The organism is Nonomuraea sp. SBT364, assembly GCF_001083785.1.
Taxonomy (GTDB): domain Bacteria; phylum Actinomycetota; class Actinomycetes; order Streptosporangiales; family Streptosporangiaceae; genus Nonomuraea.
Map to the genome: position 1 here is coordinate 45,992 of NZ_LAVL01000019.1, position 18,214 is coordinate 64,205.

Sequence of the window (18,214 nt, forward strand, 5' to 3'; positions counted from 1 at the left end):
TCCGAAACGTTGCAACTGGTTGGCGGCGAACGCAATAATGCCGGCATGCCAGGAGGAAGGTTGACCCAGCAGGACCGTCAGCGCATCTCGGCCGGGCTCGCCCAGGGGCTCTCCTATGCCGAGATCGCCAAGCGGCTCGACCGTCCCACCTCGACGATCAGCCGGGAGGTGGGCCGCAACGGCGGCCCCGGCGACTACCGGCCCGACCGGGCGCACCGGGCGGCGGAGCGGCGGGCGCGACGTGGCTCGCCCACTCCCCCGCCCCGGCCGCCCGGCGACATGGCGGGCATGGGGGGCATGGTGGGGAAGGTGGAAGGCGATGTCATCGAGATGGCGGTCGGGATGGGACTGCCGAGGATGATGGCGCGGGTGCTCATCGCCCTGTGGGTGAGCGACGACGGCAGGCTCACCGCGGCCGAGCTGGCACGCCGGCTCGGCGTCAGCCCGGCCTCGGTCTCCACGGCCGTGGCCTATCTGACCCAGCAGGGGCTGATCAGGCGCGAGCGCGATCCGCGGCGGCGGCGCGACATCTACGTGGTCGACGAGGACGCCTGGTACCACTCGGTGGTGACCAGCGCCCGGCAGTCGCTGGAGGCCGCGGAGATCACCAAGGCGTCGGCGGAGACGTTCGGGCTCGGCACGCCCGTGGGGCGCAGGCTGGCCCGGGGCGCGGCGTTCCTGGAGCAGATCAGCCTCGAGATGCTGGAGTCGACCGAACGCTGGCGCCATCTCCTGTCGTGACCAGCCTGTCCCGCCGGGCCGGTCGGCCCGGCCCGGCGGGACGGCGCTTCTAGTCCGGGCCGCCGCGCGGCCGGAAGACCTGCCAGAGGAACCACAGGACGGTCCGGCCCTTGCTGCCGCGCGGGGTGTCCGCCTGCGGCTTCTTGCTGGCCGGGCTGTGGCCGGTGCCCTGGTCGGGGATCAGCTCCGACTCGCGGCGGGCGGCCTGACTGTACGACCTCAGCTCGTCGGGATCGTAGCGCCGCACTCCCATCTGCTCGTCGATCGAGCGTCTCTGCGCGTCGGACAGCCCCTTGCGCTGCTGGACCTGGTTGTTGTTCGACGGGTTGCGCTGGGCCTTGGGCGGGTTCGTCCGCTGTTGTGCCCGGCGTGTGGTGGGCCGGTGGTTCGGTCGCGCGCTGGCCGGTTTCGGCCGTCTGGTGACGGCTCGCCTGACCGCGGCCCTGGCCTTGGCGCGCGCCGCCGAGGCCCTGGCCCGCGCGGCGGCGGCTCTGGCCCGTGCCGCAGCCGCCCGCCGCTTGGCCGCCGCGGCGGCCGCCTTCTTGGCCTTCTCGATGGCCTTGCGCCTGGCCTCGGCCGCGGCCCGCTTCTTGGCCTGCGCGGCCGCCCGCTTCCTGGCCGCCTCCAGGGCCTTGCGCCGGGCGATCTCCGCCGCCTTGCGCCGCGCCGCCTCCAGGGCCTTGCGGCGGGCGATCTCGAGCGCCTTGCGCCGCGCCGCCGCGATGGCCGCCCGCCGGGCCGCCGCCTGCAAGGCGATCCGCAGCGCGATGCCGGCCGCGAACCAGAAGAGCTGCCCGTCTGGGTCGGTCATGGAGGCCGGGTTGTTGTTGGCGTAGGCGTACCCGTTCATCTGCTGCGGGTCGCCCTCGTCGATGACCGGGTCCACCGACAGGAACCGGCCGGTCGACGGGTCGTACTCGCGGGCGCCCAGATGCACGAGCTTGGTCGTCGGGTCCACGGTCCCGCCGACGAAGCCCCGTTCGCCCGGCCACCATGGCGGTGGCGCGCCCCGGTCGGTGCCGAACGGCGTCTGCCTGCGGATCGCCAGCGCGCCGCTGGCGGCGTCGACAGCGGCATGGGCGGTGCCGTGGTGGTCACCGGCGAAGAAGTACACCTTGCCCTCGGACGTACGGATCGCGACCGCGTCGCCGTTGACCGTGTAGTAGCGGGTGCCCGCCACGGTCTGGCCTGCGTGGTCGAGCCGCAGTTCCATGTCGTCGACGTACAGGGTGGTGTCCGTCGGCGTCTTGCGGATCAGCCGGTCGCCGTCGGCGTCGTAGACGAACGACGTGGTCTTGCCGGCCTCGGTCACCGACTCCAGGTTGCCCTCGGCGTCCCAGGTCAGCCGCTGCTCGGAGCCGCCGAGCCGGCGCACGGTCACGTTGCCCGCCGCGTCGTACTCGTAGGAGGACGCCGCCTCGGTCACCGCCCCGGTGGGCGTGACCGAGGCGAGCGCGTGCGGCCGGGCCCCGCCCGCCGCCGGGTAGGCGTAGTCGCGCACGCCTTCCGCGCGGCCGCCGAAGGCGTGGTGGGTCTCCTTCGTGCGGTTGCCGGTGGCGTCGTAGGCGTAGCTGGTGGCGTACGGCGCGGCGCCGCCGATCAGTTCGGAGCGCGGCTGCCCGGCGGCGCAGTCGTCGGTGGCCGTCCACGCCGAGGTCAGGCGGCGCAGGTGGTCGTAGGCGAAGCACTGGGTGTCGGCGTCGCGCCCCCGGTCGGCGATGCGGGTGACGTTGCCCGCGGCGTCGTAGGTGTAGCGCAGGTCCAGGTCGGAGGCGGTGGCGTTGTCCCGGTCCAGTTGCGACCTGATGAGCCTGCGGGTGCCCTCCTCGTGGGTGTAGGTCAGCCAGGTCTTGCGCGTGCCCGTGCTCAGCTCGTACTGCAGCGTCTCGCCCAGCTTGCCGTAGCGGGCGTCGGTGACGTACGAGGACAGGCCCTCGACCTGGCTGGGCTGGCGCAGCGCGTCGTAGCCGTAGGTGACGGTCTCTCCGGGGAGGCCGCCGGCCGCCGGGAACGTGATCGACTGGACCTGGTCGTCCTCGGTGTAGCGGGTGTTGAACGTGTACGTCCCGGCGAGCTTGCCCTCGCGCGCGGGGATCGTGACGCTCTGCCGCAGCGTGCGGTACTCACGGTCGATGGCCTCGATCCTGGCCGAGTACGCCTGGCCGTCCACGTACCGGACGGTCTCGGCCAGGTGCCCCTTGGCCAGGGCGTCGTGCCGCCACTCGGCCAGCAGCGGCCCGGTGGCCGAGCCCTCGCGGGTCGAGGTCTTGCGCCCGAGCGCGTCGTAGGCGTGCACCAGGGTGCGGCCGCGGGCGTCGGTGCTGGACACCTCCTCGCCGACGTCGTTGAACACGCGGGTGGTGACGCCCTTGTCCGGGTCCTCGGTCTTGAACTCGCGGCCCCGCAGGTCGTAGTGGTGGCGCCACACGTTGCCCGCGGAGTCGGTCACCGAGGTGAGCCGCCCCGCCCGGTCGTAGGCGTACCGGGTGGTGTCGTGCTCACCGGCCGGGGTGGCGCCCTTGTACTGGCGCAGCTCCACGATCCGGCCCTCGGCGTCGGAGCGGACGCTCGTGGCGGTCTCGCCGGGCGCCGGGGTCACGTGCGCGGCGTCGGCCGAGCGCCGGACGGAGGTCTTCCACTTCTCCGCGCCCTTGACGCGGAAGCTCTGGGAGACCAGCTCGCCGGTCCCGTCGTAGGCGGACACGACCTGCCCGGCGACGTCGTCGTCGGAGACCGCGAACACGTCCGTCCCCGGGTCGCCGGTGGCGTAGTAGCCCTCGTTGGCCTTGGCCACCTCGCCGATGGAGTTGTGGAAGGTGTCGGTGACGACCCGCCCGCCGCCGGGCGCGGGTTCCTGCGTCTGGCGCGGGCGCAGCAGGCCGTCGTAGAGCTCGTGGCTGACGATGTACTCGCCGTCGGCCGCGAACGTCCTGGTGGTGACGATGTTCGGGCCGTCGGTGCGGATCCGGTAGGCGTACTCGGTGCTGGGCGACTGCCCCGCCGACCTGCTGCGGTCGTGCTGCCACACCTTGGCCAGCCGGCCGAGCGGGTCGTGCTCCAGGTCGGTGCGGCGGCCGTTCTCGTCCTCCTCCGCGACCGGCTCGCCCCAGGCGGGTTCGACGTAGGTGACGTCGGCGTGCCCGAGCGGGTTGACGGTGCGTACCTCGGTCGCCTGCGCGCCCGACGCCGGCACGTACGACGTGGTGGTCGAGCCGCCCGACGCGTCGCTCTCCGCCGTCTCACGGCCGTACGCGTCGTAGGCGTGCGCCGTGGTCAGGACGTAGCGCGGGGTGCCCCCGTCGTAGCCGGCCAGCTCCTCCTCGCGGGTCACGTCGCCGCGCACCGGCGGCTGCCCGAACGCGCGGCCGTCGAAGTGGAAACGCTCGTCCTCCAGCACGTCGGCGGGCCGCTGGGGGGCGGCCGAGCACGGTCTGCCCACCTTCTCGACGCGGCTGGTGAAGTCCAGCATCCAGGCGGCCGGGTCGCGGGCGTAGGTGTAGCGGACGCAGGTGTCGTCGCCGGGGTCGGCCACGTCGCCCAGCTCGCTCACCTGGGTGACGAAGCCGTACTCGTCGTAGGCGCGCTCCTCGGCGGTGCGCCGCCAGGTGCCGTCCTCCTTCAGGTCGCGGGTGGTCATCTTCGCCGGCTGGAGCATGTAGGCCGTCTTGGTCACGCCCTCGAACGTGAACTCGGCCGTCTTGCGCCACCACGGCTCCTCGGCGGTCGCCGACAAGATCTTCCCGCCGTCGCCGTCGTGCACGATCGTCTCCAGGTCCGCGCCGGAGAGCTGGTCGTGGTCCTCGTACGCGCGGCCCTCGCTGTCGGTGACCTTGACGTCCTTGCGGGTCCCGTCGGCCAGCCGGTCGCCGTCCATGCCCCGGTGGAAGCGGTGCTCGGTCATCGTGCGCGGCCCGTCCTGGCCGTCGCCCTGCCGTACGCGGACGCGGGCGTAGCCGCGCCAGTCGGCCCAGGTGCGCTCCTTCGGCTTGACCAGCACGTTCTCGGCGTAGCGCCAGGCGGCTCCGTCGAGATACTCGTAGTCGGTGACCAGCCACGGTGACCGCGCGGTCCGGTCGACCTCCACCGTCTGCGCGACGACGTACTTGTGGAACCAGTCCAGGACCTCCATCTCGTCCTGCGGCGCCCACCGCTGCGGGTAGCAGCGCTTGGTGTTGCGGTCGGCCGCGGGCAGGCCGCCGGGCGCGCACTCCTCGGGCGCGTACGTGACCCGGGTCTCGCCGCCGGCCTCCGTGTTGATCGACTGGATGCGCCACCTGTACAGCGGCGCGCGGCCCTCGTCGGCGTCGACCCGGTTCTTCAGCTGCACCCCGGCGAACGTCACCGCCGGGAGCGTGACGGTGCCGCCGACGTGGCCGGTGTGCTGGATCGACGCCAGCCACAGCGCCGGGCTCAGCCCGTCGCCCGTGGCGGGGAAGGAGTGGGTCAGCGTCCAGGAGTCCACGTCCCGGTATCCGGTGCCGGAACGGACCTGCGTCGTCACCTTCGCCAGCCGCTTGCGCGTCCAGAACGTCGGCGACAGCCGGTCCTTGCACGTCTCGCCCGCGTTGCAGTTGCGGTCGAAGGGGACGTCCGGCCAGTGCTTGGCGGTGTCCTTGGTGAGCTGGCCGGGCTCACAGGTGACGCTGCCGCCGGGCACGCACCGCTCGGCCGTGGTGAACGCGACCCGCGCCGCCGGCGCGCCGGTGAACAGCTCGCCCGAGCGGTAGCCGTAGTCGACGCGGGTCAGGTGGCCGCCGCGCACGTACGGGGTCTCCAGGTCGGGTTTCTCGTTGCGGCCGTAGTGGTTGGTCTCGGTGGCGTACCAGTACGTGACGGCGTTGCCGTGCCGGTCCACCGCGTAGTCGAGGTTCCAGCGCCACGCCTGCTGGCACCAGGCGTTCGCGGGGGTGGCGTTGTGGCACGGCTCGCCCGACTCGTTGCCGAACACGGGCACCGTCCAGGCCGACTTCGTCTCCGCCTTGCCCGACGTCCAGCCGGGCAGCCGGTTCAGGCCGAAGTGGTACTGGGTGCCGTCGGTCGTGGTGAGGCGCCAGTGCTCGCCGTCGTTGTCGCCGTTGGCCGCGCCGGTGAGCAGCTCGATCCGGGTGCCGTCGTCACGCTTGGGCCGCCACTGCTTGGTCGCGGCGTCCTTGACCAGTTCCACGGCCGAGCCGTTCAGCATCAGCGTGGCGTTCTCGTGGTCCCAGCACAGGTCGCCGGTCTTGCGCCCGTCGGCCATGCACGACTTGTACCGCCGCTCGATGAAGCCGCCCGGGGTGAGGTCGAAGCCCTCCCCCGCCCACGACACCTGGTTGTTGGTGGCCGAGGTGCGCCCGTCCACGCTCTGCGCGGAGTAGTTCAGGCTGACCACGGGCTCCTCGCCGCCGATCGACGGCGGCACCCGCATCGGGTGGTTCCAGGTGAAGTCGCCCGACTGCGCGCCCACGCTCCAAGTCGCCGACGGCGACAGCGAGGTGGCGGAGTAGTCGCCGGAGCCTCCCGACGCGGTGGCGGTCAGCGCGAACAGTGACGTGCCGGACGCCGCGACGTCCACCTCGGCCCGCAGCACCCCGGCCTTGACGTCGTTCTCGGCCGGGAGAGGCTTCGGCTCGGGGCACGCCGCCGCCGGGCCGGCGGCTGTCAGCGCGCACTCCGGCAGCTCGACCAGCTTCAGCCGGGCGGCGTAGTCACCGCCGAACGCGTGCCGGAAGCCCGAATAGTCCAGCTCGACCCGGGCCGGGCCGCCGCGGGTCGCGCCCTTGCCCCGGGACAGGCGCAGCGCCACACCCGCCACGCCGGGGGTGCGGGCCCGGTCGAGCACCTCGACCTTGACCCGTTCCGGCGCGGGCTCGGCGCGCCGCGCCTCCGTGCCTGCCGGCGCGGAGATCCCCACCGGCAGCGCGCCGGCGGTGGCGCGGGCCTTGCCGCCCGGCGCCAGCTCGGCCACGCCGGGCTCCGGCCAGGACACGGCCGGGGCCGTCCTGAGCGCGCGCCCCGCCGTGGCGTCCTTGGCCGGGGGCAGCACGGGGACCGCGCGGCCGGGCACCGGCTCCTCCTCTTGCACGCCCGGCCGCTCCCGCGGAGCGGCCTGCGCGGGCATGGCGTACACCAGTGGCACCGTGACCGCCACCGCCATGGCCGCGCAGCCGCGCACGAACCAGCGGAACTTGCGCGGGAACCACTCGAAGATCAGGAAAGTCGAACGTTCGGGCTCCGGGAGCTCCTCGGGGTCGTACATCCTCACCGTCCAGGGTCGGGCATGGGAGTGCGGCCGGGGCCCGGCGGAGCCTGCGTACGGCTCCGCCGGAGAGGGGTCATTCGGCGGCGAGCCGGGCGACGGCCTCGTCGCTCAGCGCGCCCTGGTAGGTGCGTACGTCGTCGACGATCCCGGGCCAGTGCCCGCCGAACACCCCGCCGGCCGGGGCCCGGCCGAGCTGGAGCGGCCCGGTGGCGTTCCAGCCGCTGGAATGGCCGGTCTCGGTGCTGGTCACGAGCCGCCCGCCGACGTAGACGCGCAACTTCTTGGCCAGCGCGTCGTACACGCCCGCGACGTGGGTCCACTCCATCGCGTACGGGACGGCGTCGGAGCGGGTGCGGACCACGGCGGCTCCGTCGGCGTCGGCGTCCGCCATCCCGAACGTCCAGCGCGGGCCCTCGGCCGCGTACCCGAGCGAGAAGCCGCTCGCCCGGGTCCCGCTCTGGGCCACCGCGCTCGCGTCGGCGGCGGGCAGCGAGTCGAGCTGCACCCAGGCCGAGACGGTGAAGCTGTCGTCGGTGCGGACCGCCGCCCGCGCCGCCTGCGCGTGGCCGGAGGTTCCGTCGAGCGCGAGCGCGCCGTCGAGCCAGCCGCCCGTCCAGGCCGTCCCCGGACCGAGGGCGAGCGGGCCCGTCACGTTCGCCGTGTCGGCGGCGGCCGTGCCGGTCTCCTCGTCCAGCCGCCAGTGGCCGGTCAGCGTGGCGGCGTGGTTGACCAGTTTCACCACCTCGTCGGCGGCCAGCGCCCGGTCGTGCACCCGGACCTCGTCCACCTCGCCGGGCCACGGGTCGGTCTGCCTGCCCTGGTAGAGGGCCTGCCCGACCTGCACCGCCGTCGCCGGTCCCGCCCCGCCGTGGTATGGCACCGGCCCGGCGGCCGGCTGCCCGTTCACGTACAGGAACATCGAGCGGGACGCGGAGTCGTACACGCCGGCCAGGTGCGTCCACTCGCCCGCGACGGGGACGAACGCCGGGTTGCGCGCCCAGACGGTGAGCGACGTGCCCCCGGGGTGGTTCATCATGAACGCCCACGATCTGGTGCTGCCGTGATAGCCGAGCCAGACGCCGCTGTTGTCCTGCCCGCTCTGGCTGACGGCGGCCGCGTTGCCTGTGGGCAGTGACGACAGCCGCACCCACGCCGAGACGGCCAGGTTCGCCTCCGTCGGCGCGACGCCGGCGGAGGTGGTGGCGAACTGGCCCGCGCCGCCGAAGCGCAGCGCCTTGCCGGCCCTGCCCTCGCTCCACCCGGCGCCCGTCACGGCCGCCGGATGCGCGCCCGCCTCGTCACCGGCGGTCGCGCCGGAGCCCTCGTCGAGCCGCCAGTAGGCCGCCGGGCCGGTGCCGGCGCGCACGTTGAACACGTAGCTGCGGATCGGGCCCTGCTTGCCGGCGGCGTCCTTGCTGCGCACCGACAGCACGTTCGGCCCCTCCTCCAGCGGGGTGAGCCGGACCGTTGCCGAGCCGCCCGTCGCGTCGGCGGCCACCTCGGTGACCGGGCTGGTGTTCAGCCCGTACAGGAACGCGGTCACGTCGGGCACGCCGTCGGCGCCGAAGGTGAAGTCGCCGGCGCGGCCGAGCCCGTCGCCCCAGGCGTTCTCCGGGTACTGCGGCGAGCTCACCACGGGTTCGCGGCCCGGCGCGGTCATGTCCACGCCGATCTCGCACCAGGGGCTCCACGCGCTGCTGGCCCGCCCGTCCTCGCCGCGCACCCGCCACCGGATCACCGAGCCGTCGGCGTAGAGCCCGGCGGGCACCGTGGCGGTGAACGCGTTGCCCGACGAGGCTGCGGCCGTGACGAACTCGCCCAGCTTCGTCCCGGCGGCGTCGTACCACTCGAAGCGGCCCTTGACCGAGTTGTCGCCGTCGCGCAGCTTGGCCCACAGCTTCGGCGTCCCCGTCCCGACCAGCGGGCGGGCGTCCCCGGCGACGCAGCCGCCGCCCGGGTCCGACCAGGCGTCGGCGGCGACGGGCGCGGTGGGCACGGTGTTGTACTCGACGACCAGGGTGGGGTTGTTGCGGAACTTCTTCCAGCCGTACGTGTCGGTCTCGCTGGAGGCGCGCAGGCCCAGCGTGATGTTCGACCACTTCTTGGCCGAGGCCTGGACCGCAGCCTCGGTCGCGTCGAACTCCACGCCGCCCGCCGGGCAGGCGGTGCTCCAGCCCTTGGCGACCGTCTCGGTGTCGAGCTTCGTCGCCCAGGACGGCTGGTTGTTCCAGGTGGTCGACTTGCTGATCCCGCCGGTCAGCCAGAGCTCCACCGGCTTCTTCGTGCACGACCAGGCCCACGTCTCGTACGTGCGCAGGGTGGCCTTGATGATCTGCTTGCCGTGGATGGCGGTGCCGGTGTTCATCTGGAAGAACGACCGGTTCGTGCCGCCCGTCTGGTTCTCGTGCCCGACGCGCGCCACGTCGCTGGAGTTGAGGTAGTTGGTGGTCGGGTATCGCTTCCAGACCGCGGTCCAGGCACCGCGCGCCGCCGACACCGACGGGTCCAGGTAGACCGGGTAGCGCGTGGCCGGGTCGGCCAGCATGCGGCGGTCGGGGGTCAGGGTCAGCGCCCCGCCGCCCAGGTCCAGGCCCATCTTCTCGTGGCGGGAGCCGGGGTTCGGCCCCTCGCCCGGCCGGTTGGCCAGGGCCATCCGCCTGCCCTGCCGGTCGGCGGGCGAATCCCACATCAGCGGCGTCGGCGCGGCGAACACCTCCGCGCCCGACCGGTCCACGGCCGCCAGGCCGCCGCCGGGGCCCTGCCGCACCGAGACGCCTTCGGCCTTCAGCGCGAACCGCAGCCGGTCGAGGCGTCCGCTCAGCGCCGCCTGCCGGTTCTTCACGACCAGGACGTGCGAGAAGCCGTCCACGTCCGCCGTCACCTGGAGGTCGACGCCGGGCAGCACCTCGGCGTAGGTGGCGGTGGCGCCGTCCAGGGCGGGCTCGGGCAGCCGGTCGGGCCAGGTCAGCGCCAGCGACTTGGCCCCGCGGGCCACCCGGGCCATCGGGGCGTCGCCGCCGCCGGAGAAGCGCAGGTCCACGGCGGTGGCGCCGGGGGCGATGGAGCCGTCGGGCAGGCGGCGCAGGGTGGTGTCGACCGGCGCCCACCTGCCCTCCTGACGCACCCGGATCGGCCGGGCGTGCTGCTCCAGCACGAAACCGCCCTCCGGCGTGGCGTAGACGGTTCGGGTCTCGCCGCGCAGGGAGCCGACCTCGACGCGCTCCCCGCTCTGCCTGGCCGCCGCCAGGGCGCCCGGCTCGGTGGCGGTGTCCGGTGGCTCCTGCCGCTCCTGCCGCTCGGCGGCCGGCGTGCCGGCGTGCGCCGGGGGCACGACCACGGCGGACAAGAGAAAAGCAGCCGCTGCGGCGACTGCTTTGAACGATCTGCTGGTTAAGGGAATGGGGGGTGTACCGGCGAGTCGGCGGCGTGACGACGCACCTGCGCTCCTGACCCGAGCCATCATGCCTCCGAAGGCGCTCCGTAAAGCCGGGGATCAGCGCAAGTGTGTACGCGGCCGTACCGATGATCAAGAGGTTGATCACGGTATGTAAGGAATTTCCAGGAATGGCGGCTTTTTTGACAAATATCGCCAATCCTCCGCCTCGTCAGCCCAGCTTCTCCAGCTTGACGGCCTCTTTGAGGAAGACGATGCCGTCGATCGCACCGAGGTGTGCCGGGTTCAGGGGGAAGTAGGCGAAGTCGTGGGAGATGCGCGGGACGGGCTCCGCGACGGCTCCGGCCAGCCGGCGGGCGTCGACGATCGCGTGCTCCCACGGGAGCGTGGACAGGATGCCCTCGGCGGTGTCAGGCGGCGGGTTGTCGCCGCCGACCGTGCCGAAGGCCGAGGCCAGGAAGGCATACCGGTCGCCCAGGTGCGACGCGGCGATCGCCCCCGCGCTCCACCACTCCAGCACCTGGTCACCGAACGACATCAAGCTCTTGTGCCGCTGCAGATGGAGGTTGGCGGAGAAGACCAGGGCCGGGCCGTGCTCGGCGACGGCACGCAGGTTGGCGGCCATCATCGCGTCCCGCAGTGCCGACAGCCGGGTCCACCGGGCCGGGGACGCGTCGGCCATGCCGTGGTGGTAGCGGAGCAGGCCGAGGGCGGTGCGCCCGTACAGGGCCGCCCGTTCCCCGTCCCCGGCGCTCAGCCCCGGCGACTGCGTGTCGAGCAGCGCCAGCAGTTCGTCGGTGATCAGGCGCAGCCGCTGGGCGTCGGCGGAGCGGCCGATCGACAGCGACGGATCCATGGCGGTGGCCTCGTTCGACCACCGCTCGTCCGGGCCCAGCAGCGCGTCGAGGGTTTCCACCGTGCACGGGTGCGGGCTGTCCAGCAGGGCGTAGAGGGAGGTGAGCGCCTCGCGCGGGCTCGCCGCCCAATACTCCAGCGGGCCGTCGAAGCCGAAGAAGCGGATCTTGTCCTCATGTTCCTCGTTGTAGGCGCGCATCCAGCGCACGAGCTCGCGATTGGCCGCGAACTCGCCGAAGCCATGGCTGAAGCCGCGTTCCATGACGTCGTCGAGCGTGCCCGCCCCCGTCGAGACGTAGTCGTCCACCACGAGGCCCAGGAGACAGTCGCTCTCGGCGGCGAACGACCGGTAGCCCTCGTGCTCGACCAGATGCCGGAAGATCTCGTTGCGCACCTCCCCCAGCTCCCCCACGAAGTGCCTGGCCTCGCCCAGGCCGAGCAGCAGGGGCCGGGCGGGAAGCGACCGCAGGAACGCCGAGACGCCCGCGCCGTCCAGTGGCCGGGCCATGTCCTTGATGTCCATGTCATCAACGGTATCGTTGAACTTTCGGTGTAAACTTTCGCGCGGAAACCCCCACTTCCGGCGCGCCGGACCTTCAATCGGCGAGGTATCCATGAGGCCAGTGGACCTGGCGCGCGAGCACGGCCTGTCCACCCAGGCGATCAGGAACTACGAGGACGCCGGCATCCTGCCCGCCGCCGAACGCTCCGCCCACGGCTACCGCGCCTATTCGCCGCTGCACGCCCACGCACTGCGCGCGTTCCTCGCCCTCGTGCCCGGGCACGGCCACCGGACGGCCACGGCGATCATGCAGGCGGTCAACCGGGGCAACACAGCGGACGCGCTCGGGGTCATCGACGAGAGCCACGGCCGGCTCCTCGACGACCGGCGCACCCTCCAGGCCGTCGAAGCCGCGCTCCGCGACCTGGCGCCCGTCCCGCCGGAGCGCGGCGACACGTTCATCGGCCCCCTGGCCAGGAGGCTCGGCCTGCGCCCCGCCACCTTGCGCAAGTGGGAGCACGCCGGGCTCGTCCAGCCGCGCCGCGACCCGCGGACCGGCTACCGCGTCTACAGCGCGGCCGACGTACGGGACGTCCGGCTGGCCCACCAGCTCAGGCGGGGCGGCTACCTGCTGGAGCAGATCGCCCCGCTGATCGCCCAGGTCCGCTCCGCCGGAGGCGTCGGCCCCCTGGAGTCGACTCTGCGCGACTGGCAGGCCCGCCTGTCCGCCCGGGGCCGCGCCATGCTCACGGGCGCCGCCGGCCTGGACGCCTACCTCCACGTCCGCGACGGCCGGAAAACCGGTTGAGGCTTCCTGCCGCGTTCCCGTAGGTTTCCTGCGGCCTTTCCGCAGTGAAGACAGAGGACAACAACCGCGTGACCCCGCCTGCTCGCCAGATCTGACACCTTCTTCCGCTCTCCTTCAAGCCGGCGCCACCGCCGGCTCCGCCGGGCTGCCCGCGTGCGCCCGGTCCTTCAGCGATTGAGGCCGCGCGCGATCGGCCTCGTGTCAGATCTAGAGAGATCATGTCTTCACAACCTCATACCGTGCTGCCCTGGGTCGTCCGCCGGACCAGGCTGCCCCTGCTGTCGCTGCGGTGCGTGGACTGCCCCTCGGAGTCGGCCACCACCGGCGCCGGCAGGTTCCGCGTCAACGCCAACGGCAAGCTGCTGCACGTGTGGCTGCTGGTCCGCTGCGTGTCGTGCGATCGGACGAGCAAGCTCGCCGTGCACGAGCGGGTGCCGGTCAGAGCCATCGATCCGGCCACGCTCGACGGCTATCACGACAACGATCAGGAGCTGGTGGCGTCCAGGCTGCTGGATCCGCTGATCGCCCGCCGCAACCGCTTCAGCCTGGACTGGACGGGGGCCTGGGAGCTGCACACCCCGCAGGCACGGCTCGACGAGAGATGGCCGGTCCGGGTGGAGGTCGGCTTCGACGATCCGGTGCCGGTCCGCCCGGAGCGGCTCATCGCGCAAGGGCTCGGCTTCAGCAGGAACGAGGTGCTGCGCCGGATCAAGTGCGACGTTCCGCCGCGCCGCACGAGGAGCGCCGGGTTCACCTTCACGGTGATGGCCGTGGACTAGCGGGGACGCAACCCCCGGGTCAGCCGGGCGCCACGGCGATCAGGCATTGTTCGAGCGCCTGGGCGAGCCGGCAGAGATTGGGATTGTCGCGGGCGCTGCGCTGGATCCAGCGCAGCACCGCCAGCTCGTCGCCGGTCATCTCGGCGAACGGGAGGCGCAGGATCGGCTTGATCCGGGGGGAACGGGTCACCCGGGCATAGCGCGTCATCGCGCTGCCGAGACCCAGGACAGGCCCGAACGCGCCCAGCTCGGAGGCGTCGTGGCGCGCCAGGTGGGGCGCGAGCTCCAGCAGGTCGAGGACGGGCAGGCTGAGCAGGTAGGCATGCAGCCGGGGCCCGTCCCGCCACGCCGCCAGGGTCTGGACCACGAAGATCCGGTCCTGCTCGCGCTCGCGGCCGATGATCGCCGCCAGGTCGATGCCGCGCAGCGGGCGCAACGCCCGGCGCATCATGTCGCGCAGGCCCTCGCACCGGTAACAGGCGGCCAGTTGCTGCAGGTCCAGGCGGTTGTATCGGCCGGACAGCAGGTTGAAGAAGGCATGGCCGCGGATGCCGGGCGAGCGCCCGATCCGGGTGCGCAGCGGCTGCGGCAGGCGGGGCGAAAGCAGGGCTCGCACCAGCAGTTCCTGCGCGGTCCCGGCGATGATCTCCTCGGCGGTGTGCCCGGTGAGCGGGCCGCCTCGTGCCTGTAAGTGGTCGAGCAGGTCGTCGGCGGGGTCGGCGAGCCACAGCCGCCACCCGCACGCGCTCGCCTCGGGATCGAGGTCACCGGGGTTGCCGAGCAGCGCGGGCCAGGCCCGGCCGTCGGACAGTGCCTGCTCCCACAGCGCCGTCAGCTCCGCCCCGCGCGCGCCGCGGCATCGCCGCTCGGCCAGTTCCACGATCCCGGGGACCCGGCTGCGCAGGGCCGTCCGCACGACATCGGGCGGCCAGTCGGGTGAGTCCCCACGGGAGTTGGTCCAGGAGTGGAAGCGGCACAAGTACGCGTCGTCACGCTCCACGAGACGACGCAGGAACCACTCCTCCAGCTCCAGCGCCTTGAGGTGTTCGGCGACCCTGAGCGCCTTCCCGTCGGCGCCACGGTGCTGGGCCAGGAGCGCGCCGTCGGGATCGAGGCCCAGGTAGCCGTCACGGTCTCCCACGACCAGCAGGACCCGGGCCTTCAGCACGGGGTCGCCGGGGAGCAGGCCGCGAGCCGTCAGGTCGTGCAGCAGCACGACGGCCTCGGCGTCCGGGCGGTCCCAGCTCACCCTGAAGAGGCTGTCGATCTCCGCCGGGTCGCCCCGCGCGATGATGATCCTCATCGCGGCCGTGCGCACGGTGGCGTCGTACGAGAACGCCGCCGGGACCAGTTCCTCGCCGGCGGCTGGATCGGTGCCGCTCAGCTGGCCGGTACGCGCCAGCAGCTCCCACAGGACCGGGTCCCCGCGCCGGCGCCAGCCCCGCCACAGCCCTCGGATCGCGGCCCGGTTGCCGCGCCGGACCTGCCAGGCGATCCACCAGCGGGCGAATCGGGCCCCGGGGCCCTGACCGCAGGCGCGCGCGACGGTGTCATCGATCATCCGGGTCCAATCGCTCGCCGGTCGGCCACACCCTGATGATGATCCGGAACGATCCGGCAAGGCAACGGGGGCGGCCCGGAAGCCCGGCGACCGCCGCCTGCTGCGACGGTGGAAGGATGCAGGCATGCATGTCTTCGAGGCAGGTGATGCGCAGGCTCCTCCCCTCCTGTTGCTGCACGGTGGCGGCGTCGCGGGATGGATGTGGCGTCCGGCGACCGAGCGGCTCACGACGGACGTTCGCCTGATCATTCCTGACCTCCCCGGCCACGGCCGCAGCGCGGGCGAGGCGTACCGATCGCACGAGGAGACCGCTCGGGCCGTGGCGCGGCTTCTGGAGGAACGCGCGCCGCACGGCGCGAAGGTCGTGGGGTTCTCGCTGGGGGCGCAGCTCGCGATACTCCTCGCCGCCACCCGACCCGACCTGGTCACCAGCGCCGTCATCGTGAGCGCGCAGGCCCGGCCGCTCCGGTTCCCCCAGGCGACCCTCGGGCTCCTCGCCGCCACCGCACCGCTCGCACGACAGCGGTGGTTCGCGAGACTCCAGGCGAAGGAGCTGTTCATCCCGGACGACCTGCTGCCCGACTACCTTCGCGACAGCGCTCGTGTGAGCCGCGAGACCCTTCTCGCCGGCGTCAGCGAGAACATCCGCTTCACCCTCCCCCCGGGCTGGGCCCGTTTCGGGAAGCCGGCGCTGGTGATGGCGGGGAAGCGCGAGCGGAAGTTGATGCACGATTCCGCGCGCACCATCCACGACTCCCTGCCCGGCAGCCGGTTGACCATCGTGCCGGGATGCGGCCATGGCATCCCCCTGCAGCGCCCGGACCTGTTCGCCGGCATCCTGACCGGCGAGGTGTGAGAACGCCGGCCACGACGGCGCATCCTGCAACCCTGGGGTTGCGCCTCAGTAATCGACGTGCAACCATAGAGTTGCGTCCGATGACAGTAAAGGCGGGGGTTCTGATGAGCGAAGACCGGATCGAACGCGACACCTTGATCGAGGCGTCCCTGGAGCGGGTGTGGTCGCTGGTGTCCGTCCCGGGGTTCTGGGTGGCCGAGGAGGCGAGTGTGGCGGGCACCGTGGCCACGGAGGGAGCAACCCTTGTCGCGAAAAATCCCCATCTCGGGGAGGTCTCGGTGCGCGTGGAGAAGGTAGAGCCGCCGACCTACGTGGCCTACCGCTGGGCCAGCGCGTTCCCCGGGGAGGAGTTGCGCGCGGACAACAGCACCCTGGTGGAATTCACGCTGAGCACGGAAGGCGGCAAGACAAGGCTGCGCGTCGTCGAGAGCGGGTTCACGGCACTGCGCCTGCCCGATGACCAGCGCGACCAGACGGTGCGGTGCAACTCCGACGGCTGGCCCCAGGTGTTCGACGCCGTCAAGAACCGTGCCGAACAAGCCGGGTGACCGCAGAGGAACGCCGCGGTCCCGCCGAAGGGGTCGACAGCGTCCTGTCCGCGCTGGCCGACCCGACGCGACGTCAACTCCTTGATCTGCTCGCCGCGCAGGGCGAGGCGACCGCGACCACGCTCGCCGAAGGGCTGCCCGTCTCGCGGCAGGCGGTGGTCAAGCACCTCGCCGTCCTGGAGGCCGCCGGGCTCGTTTCCGGCGCCCGGGTGGGACGGGAGGTGCGCTACGCGGTGCGCCCCGCGGCGCTCGACGCGACGGCGCGGTGGATGTCCTCGCTCGCGGTCGAGTGGGATCGACGGTTGGCGATGATCAAGCGTCTCGCCGAGGCAGCCGAACGCGAAGAAGGCTGATCCCGCCGACCATGCCCCCTGCCGGCGCGTAGGCAGGTCTGGAAATGCGCTCATGGCACACCCCTGACCACAGGGGTGTGCTGAGCGTGCCATGAAGCCGAGCGGAGCACGGCGCGCGGCGCCGGCCTGTGCTGCCCGTCCCCATACCGGGTTCTCAAGAGAGGGGACCGTCCCTTGACCACCGTCACCACCCCGCCGCCGCGCTTCACCGGACGGCAGCGGTTGATCCTGCTGGTCCTGCTCGGCGCCGGATTCATGCTCTCCGTCGACTTCTCCATCCTGAACGTCGCGCTGCCCGAGGTGGGTGAGGGCGTCGGGCTCGAGCAGTCGAAGCTGCCCTGGATCGCCTCCGCCTACGCCTTGCCCGCGGCGGGCTTCACGCTCCTGTCCGGACGGCTGGCCGACCTGTTCGGCCGCCGCCGGCTCTTCCTCGCGGGCATGGTCCTGCTGGCCGTGGCCTCGCTGCTCGGCGGCTTCGCGACCAGTCCCGAGACCCTCCTGGCCGCCCGCGCCCTTCAGGGGTTGTCCACCGCCCTGTCCGTCCCGGCCTCGTTGTCCCTGCTCACCACCACGTTCCAGGAGGGCGCGGCGCGTGATCGGGTCCTGGGCCTGAACGGCGCGCTACTGTCCGGCGGTTTCACCATCGGCGCGCTCCTCGGCGGCACCCTGGTCAGCCTGCTGAGCTGGCGTACGGCGTTCTTCGTCAACGTGCCCGTGGCTGTGATCATCCTCGTCCTCACGCCGTTCCTGATCAGTGAGAGCAAGGCGCCCGGCCGGTTCAAGCTGGACGTGCCGGGCGCGATCACCGTGACCGGCGGCCTGCTGGCCGTCGTCTATGCCGTCGTCGAGCGGAGCGTGCCTGCCGGTGTCGCCGGCATCGTGCTGCTGGCCGCGTTCTGGCTGATCGAACTGCGTTCGGCCGCGCCGCTCGCCCCGCTCCGCATCCTCGGACGGCCGACCGTCAAGTGGGGGAACTACGCCGGTCTCGTGGTGTTCACCATGGAGACAGCGATGATCTTCCTGATGACGCTGTACCTCCAGAACGTCCTCGCCTTCGACCCGCTCGTCACCGGTCTGGTCTTCGGTGTCCCGGGCCTGGCGGCGGTGCTGGCGGGCCCCGTCGCCGGTCGCCTCATCAGCCGGTACGGCTACCGCACGGTGCTGCCGGCCGGCCTGGCCGTCCAAGGGCTGGCCACGGTCCCGCTGATCTTCGTCGGCTCCGACCGTCTGGGCCTGGCCCTGCTGATCCCCGCCCTGTTCATCGGCTTCTTCGGGCACGTGACGTCCATCGTGGCCTACACCGTCACCGCCACGTCCGGCCTGCCGGACGAGGAGCAGGGCCTGGCCACCGGCCTCACCACCATGACGCAGAACGTCGCCATCACGATCGGCATCCCGATCCTCAGTGCTGTCGCCGCCACGCGATCCGCGGAACTGACCGGGATCCATCTGGCGCTGTCCGTGAACGTGATCATCACGTTCGTCAGCGTCGTCCTCATCTGGGTCGGCCTGCGGCCACGCGCCGAGCAACCACCCACCCGTACCGCGGCGCCCGCTGCGGCAGTGAATCACTAGG

General features: G+C 72.5%; 11 protein-coding genes. 7 read left to right on the forward strand and 4 right to left on the reverse strand.

Translation table 11 applies throughout. From position 1 onward, the window contains the following. The first annotated feature begins 45 nt into the window (after nucleotides 1-45). On the forward strand, nucleotides 46-741 hold the full coding sequence (locus ADY59_RS12275) for a helix-turn-helix domain-containing protein (protein WP_049561619.1): 696 nt from the start codon (nucleotides 46-48) through the stop codon (nucleotides 739-741). Between the two features lie 49 nt (nucleotides 742-790). On the opposite strand, the gene ADY59_RS12280 is transcribed toward ADY59_RS12275, so the two are convergent. The 3 genes from ADY59_RS12280 to ADY59_RS12290 form a co-directional block, all read right to left on the reverse strand. Next, on the reverse strand, nucleotides 791-6,979 hold the full coding sequence (locus tag ADY59_RS12280; protein WP_049561621.1) for an RHS repeat domain-containing protein: 6,189 nt from the start codon (nucleotides 6,977-6,979) through the stop codon (nucleotides 791-793). 76 nt (nucleotides 6,980-7,055) lie between these two features. Beyond that, on the reverse strand, nucleotides 7,056-10,319 hold the full coding sequence (locus ADY59_RS12285; RefSeq protein ID WP_231618677.1) for a LamG-like jellyroll fold domain-containing protein: 3,264 nt from the start codon (nucleotides 10,317-10,319) through the stop codon (nucleotides 7,056-7,058). 268 nt (nucleotides 10,320-10,587) lie between these two features. Then, complete coding sequence (locus tag ADY59_RS12290) at nucleotides 10,588-11,754, reverse strand: erythromycin esterase family protein (RefSeq protein ID WP_049561626.1); 1,167 nt, start codon at nucleotides 11,752-11,754, stop codon at nucleotides 10,588-10,590. 91 nt (nucleotides 11,755-11,845) lie between these two features. Here ADY59_RS12290 and ADY59_RS12295 point away from each other — a divergent pair, with 91 nt between their 5' ends. Together ADY59_RS12295 and ADY59_RS12300 are read left to right on the forward strand one after the other, a co-directional pair. Then, a complete protein-coding gene (locus tag ADY59_RS12295; RefSeq protein ID WP_049561628.1) occupies nucleotides 11,846-12,541 on the forward strand; it encodes a TioE family transcriptional regulator in 696 nt (231 codons plus the stop codon). Nucleotides 12,542-12,780: 239 nt separating this feature from the next. Beyond that, on the forward strand, nucleotides 12,781-13,320 hold the full coding sequence (locus ADY59_RS12300; protein WP_231618678.1) for a DUF1062 domain-containing protein: 540 nt from the start codon (nucleotides 12,781-12,783) through the stop codon (nucleotides 13,318-13,320). A 19-nt stretch (nucleotides 13,321-13,339) separates the two neighbouring features. Here ADY59_RS12300 and ADY59_RS12305 read toward each other — a convergent pair whose 3' ends face one another. After that, complete coding sequence (locus ADY59_RS12305; RefSeq protein ID WP_049561632.1) at nucleotides 13,340-14,881, reverse strand: hypothetical protein; 1,542 nt, start codon at nucleotides 14,879-14,881, stop codon at nucleotides 13,340-13,342. Between the two features lie 124 nt (nucleotides 14,882-15,005). Between ADY59_RS12305 and ADY59_RS12310 the strand changes: the two genes are divergently transcribed. The 4 genes from ADY59_RS12310 (at nucleotide 15,006) to ADY59_RS12325 (ending at nucleotide 18,213) form a co-directional block, all read left to right on the forward strand. Further along, nucleotides 15,006-15,737: an alpha/beta fold hydrolase gene (locus ADY59_RS12310; RefSeq protein ID WP_049561634.1), complete on the forward strand. Its 732-nt coding sequence runs from the start codon at nucleotides 15,006-15,008 to the stop codon at nucleotides 15,735-15,737. Between the two features lie 104 nt (nucleotides 15,738-15,841). Beyond that, entirely contained in the window at nucleotides 15,842-16,285 is a 444-nt protein-coding gene (locus ADY59_RS12315) for an SRPBCC domain-containing protein (protein ID WP_049561635.1), read from the forward strand. Continuing rightward, entirely contained in the window at nucleotides 16,282-16,638 is a 357-nt protein-coding gene (locus ADY59_RS12320) for an ArsR/SmtB family transcription factor (RefSeq protein ID WP_049561638.1), read from the forward strand. The genes ADY59_RS12315 and ADY59_RS12320 overlap by 4 nt, the downstream gene beginning before the upstream one ends. A 174-nt stretch (nucleotides 16,639-16,812) precedes the next feature. Beyond that, nucleotides 16,813-18,213, forward strand: coding sequence for an MFS transporter (locus ADY59_RS12325; RefSeq protein ID WP_049561640.1), 1,401 nt, complete (start codon nucleotides 16,813-16,815; stop codon nucleotides 18,211-18,213). The last annotated feature ends 1 nt before the right edge of the window (nucleotide 18,214 follow it).

Bases quoted from the DNA above. Each gene is read 5' to 3' on its own strand.
- ADY59_RS12275 (WP_049561619.1), top strand. From the start codon at position 46: ATGCCAGGAGGAAGGTTGACCCAGCAGGACCGTCAGCGCATCTCGGCC.
- ADY59_RS12280 (WP_049561621.1), bottom strand. From the start codon at position 6,979: ATGTACGACCCCGAGGAGCTCCCGGAGCCCGAACGTTCGACTTTCCTG.
- ADY59_RS12290 (WP_049561626.1), bottom strand. From the start codon at position 11,754: ATGGACATCAAGGACATGGCCCGGCCACTGGACGGCGCGGGCGTCTCG.
- ADY59_RS12295 (WP_049561628.1), top strand. From the start codon at position 11,846: ATGAGGCCAGTGGACCTGGCGCGCGAGCACGGCCTGTCCACCCAGGCG.
- ADY59_RS12305 (WP_049561632.1), bottom strand. From the start codon at position 14,881: ATGATCGATGACACCGTCGCGCGCGCCTGCGGTCAGGGCCCCGGGGCC.
- ADY59_RS12310 (WP_049561634.1), top strand. From the start codon at position 15,006: ATGCATGTCTTCGAGGCAGGTGATGCGCAGGCTCCTCCCCTCCTGTTG.
- ADY59_RS12315 (WP_049561635.1), top strand. From the start codon at position 15,842: ATGAGCGAAGACCGGATCGAACGCGACACCTTGATCGAGGCGTCCCTG.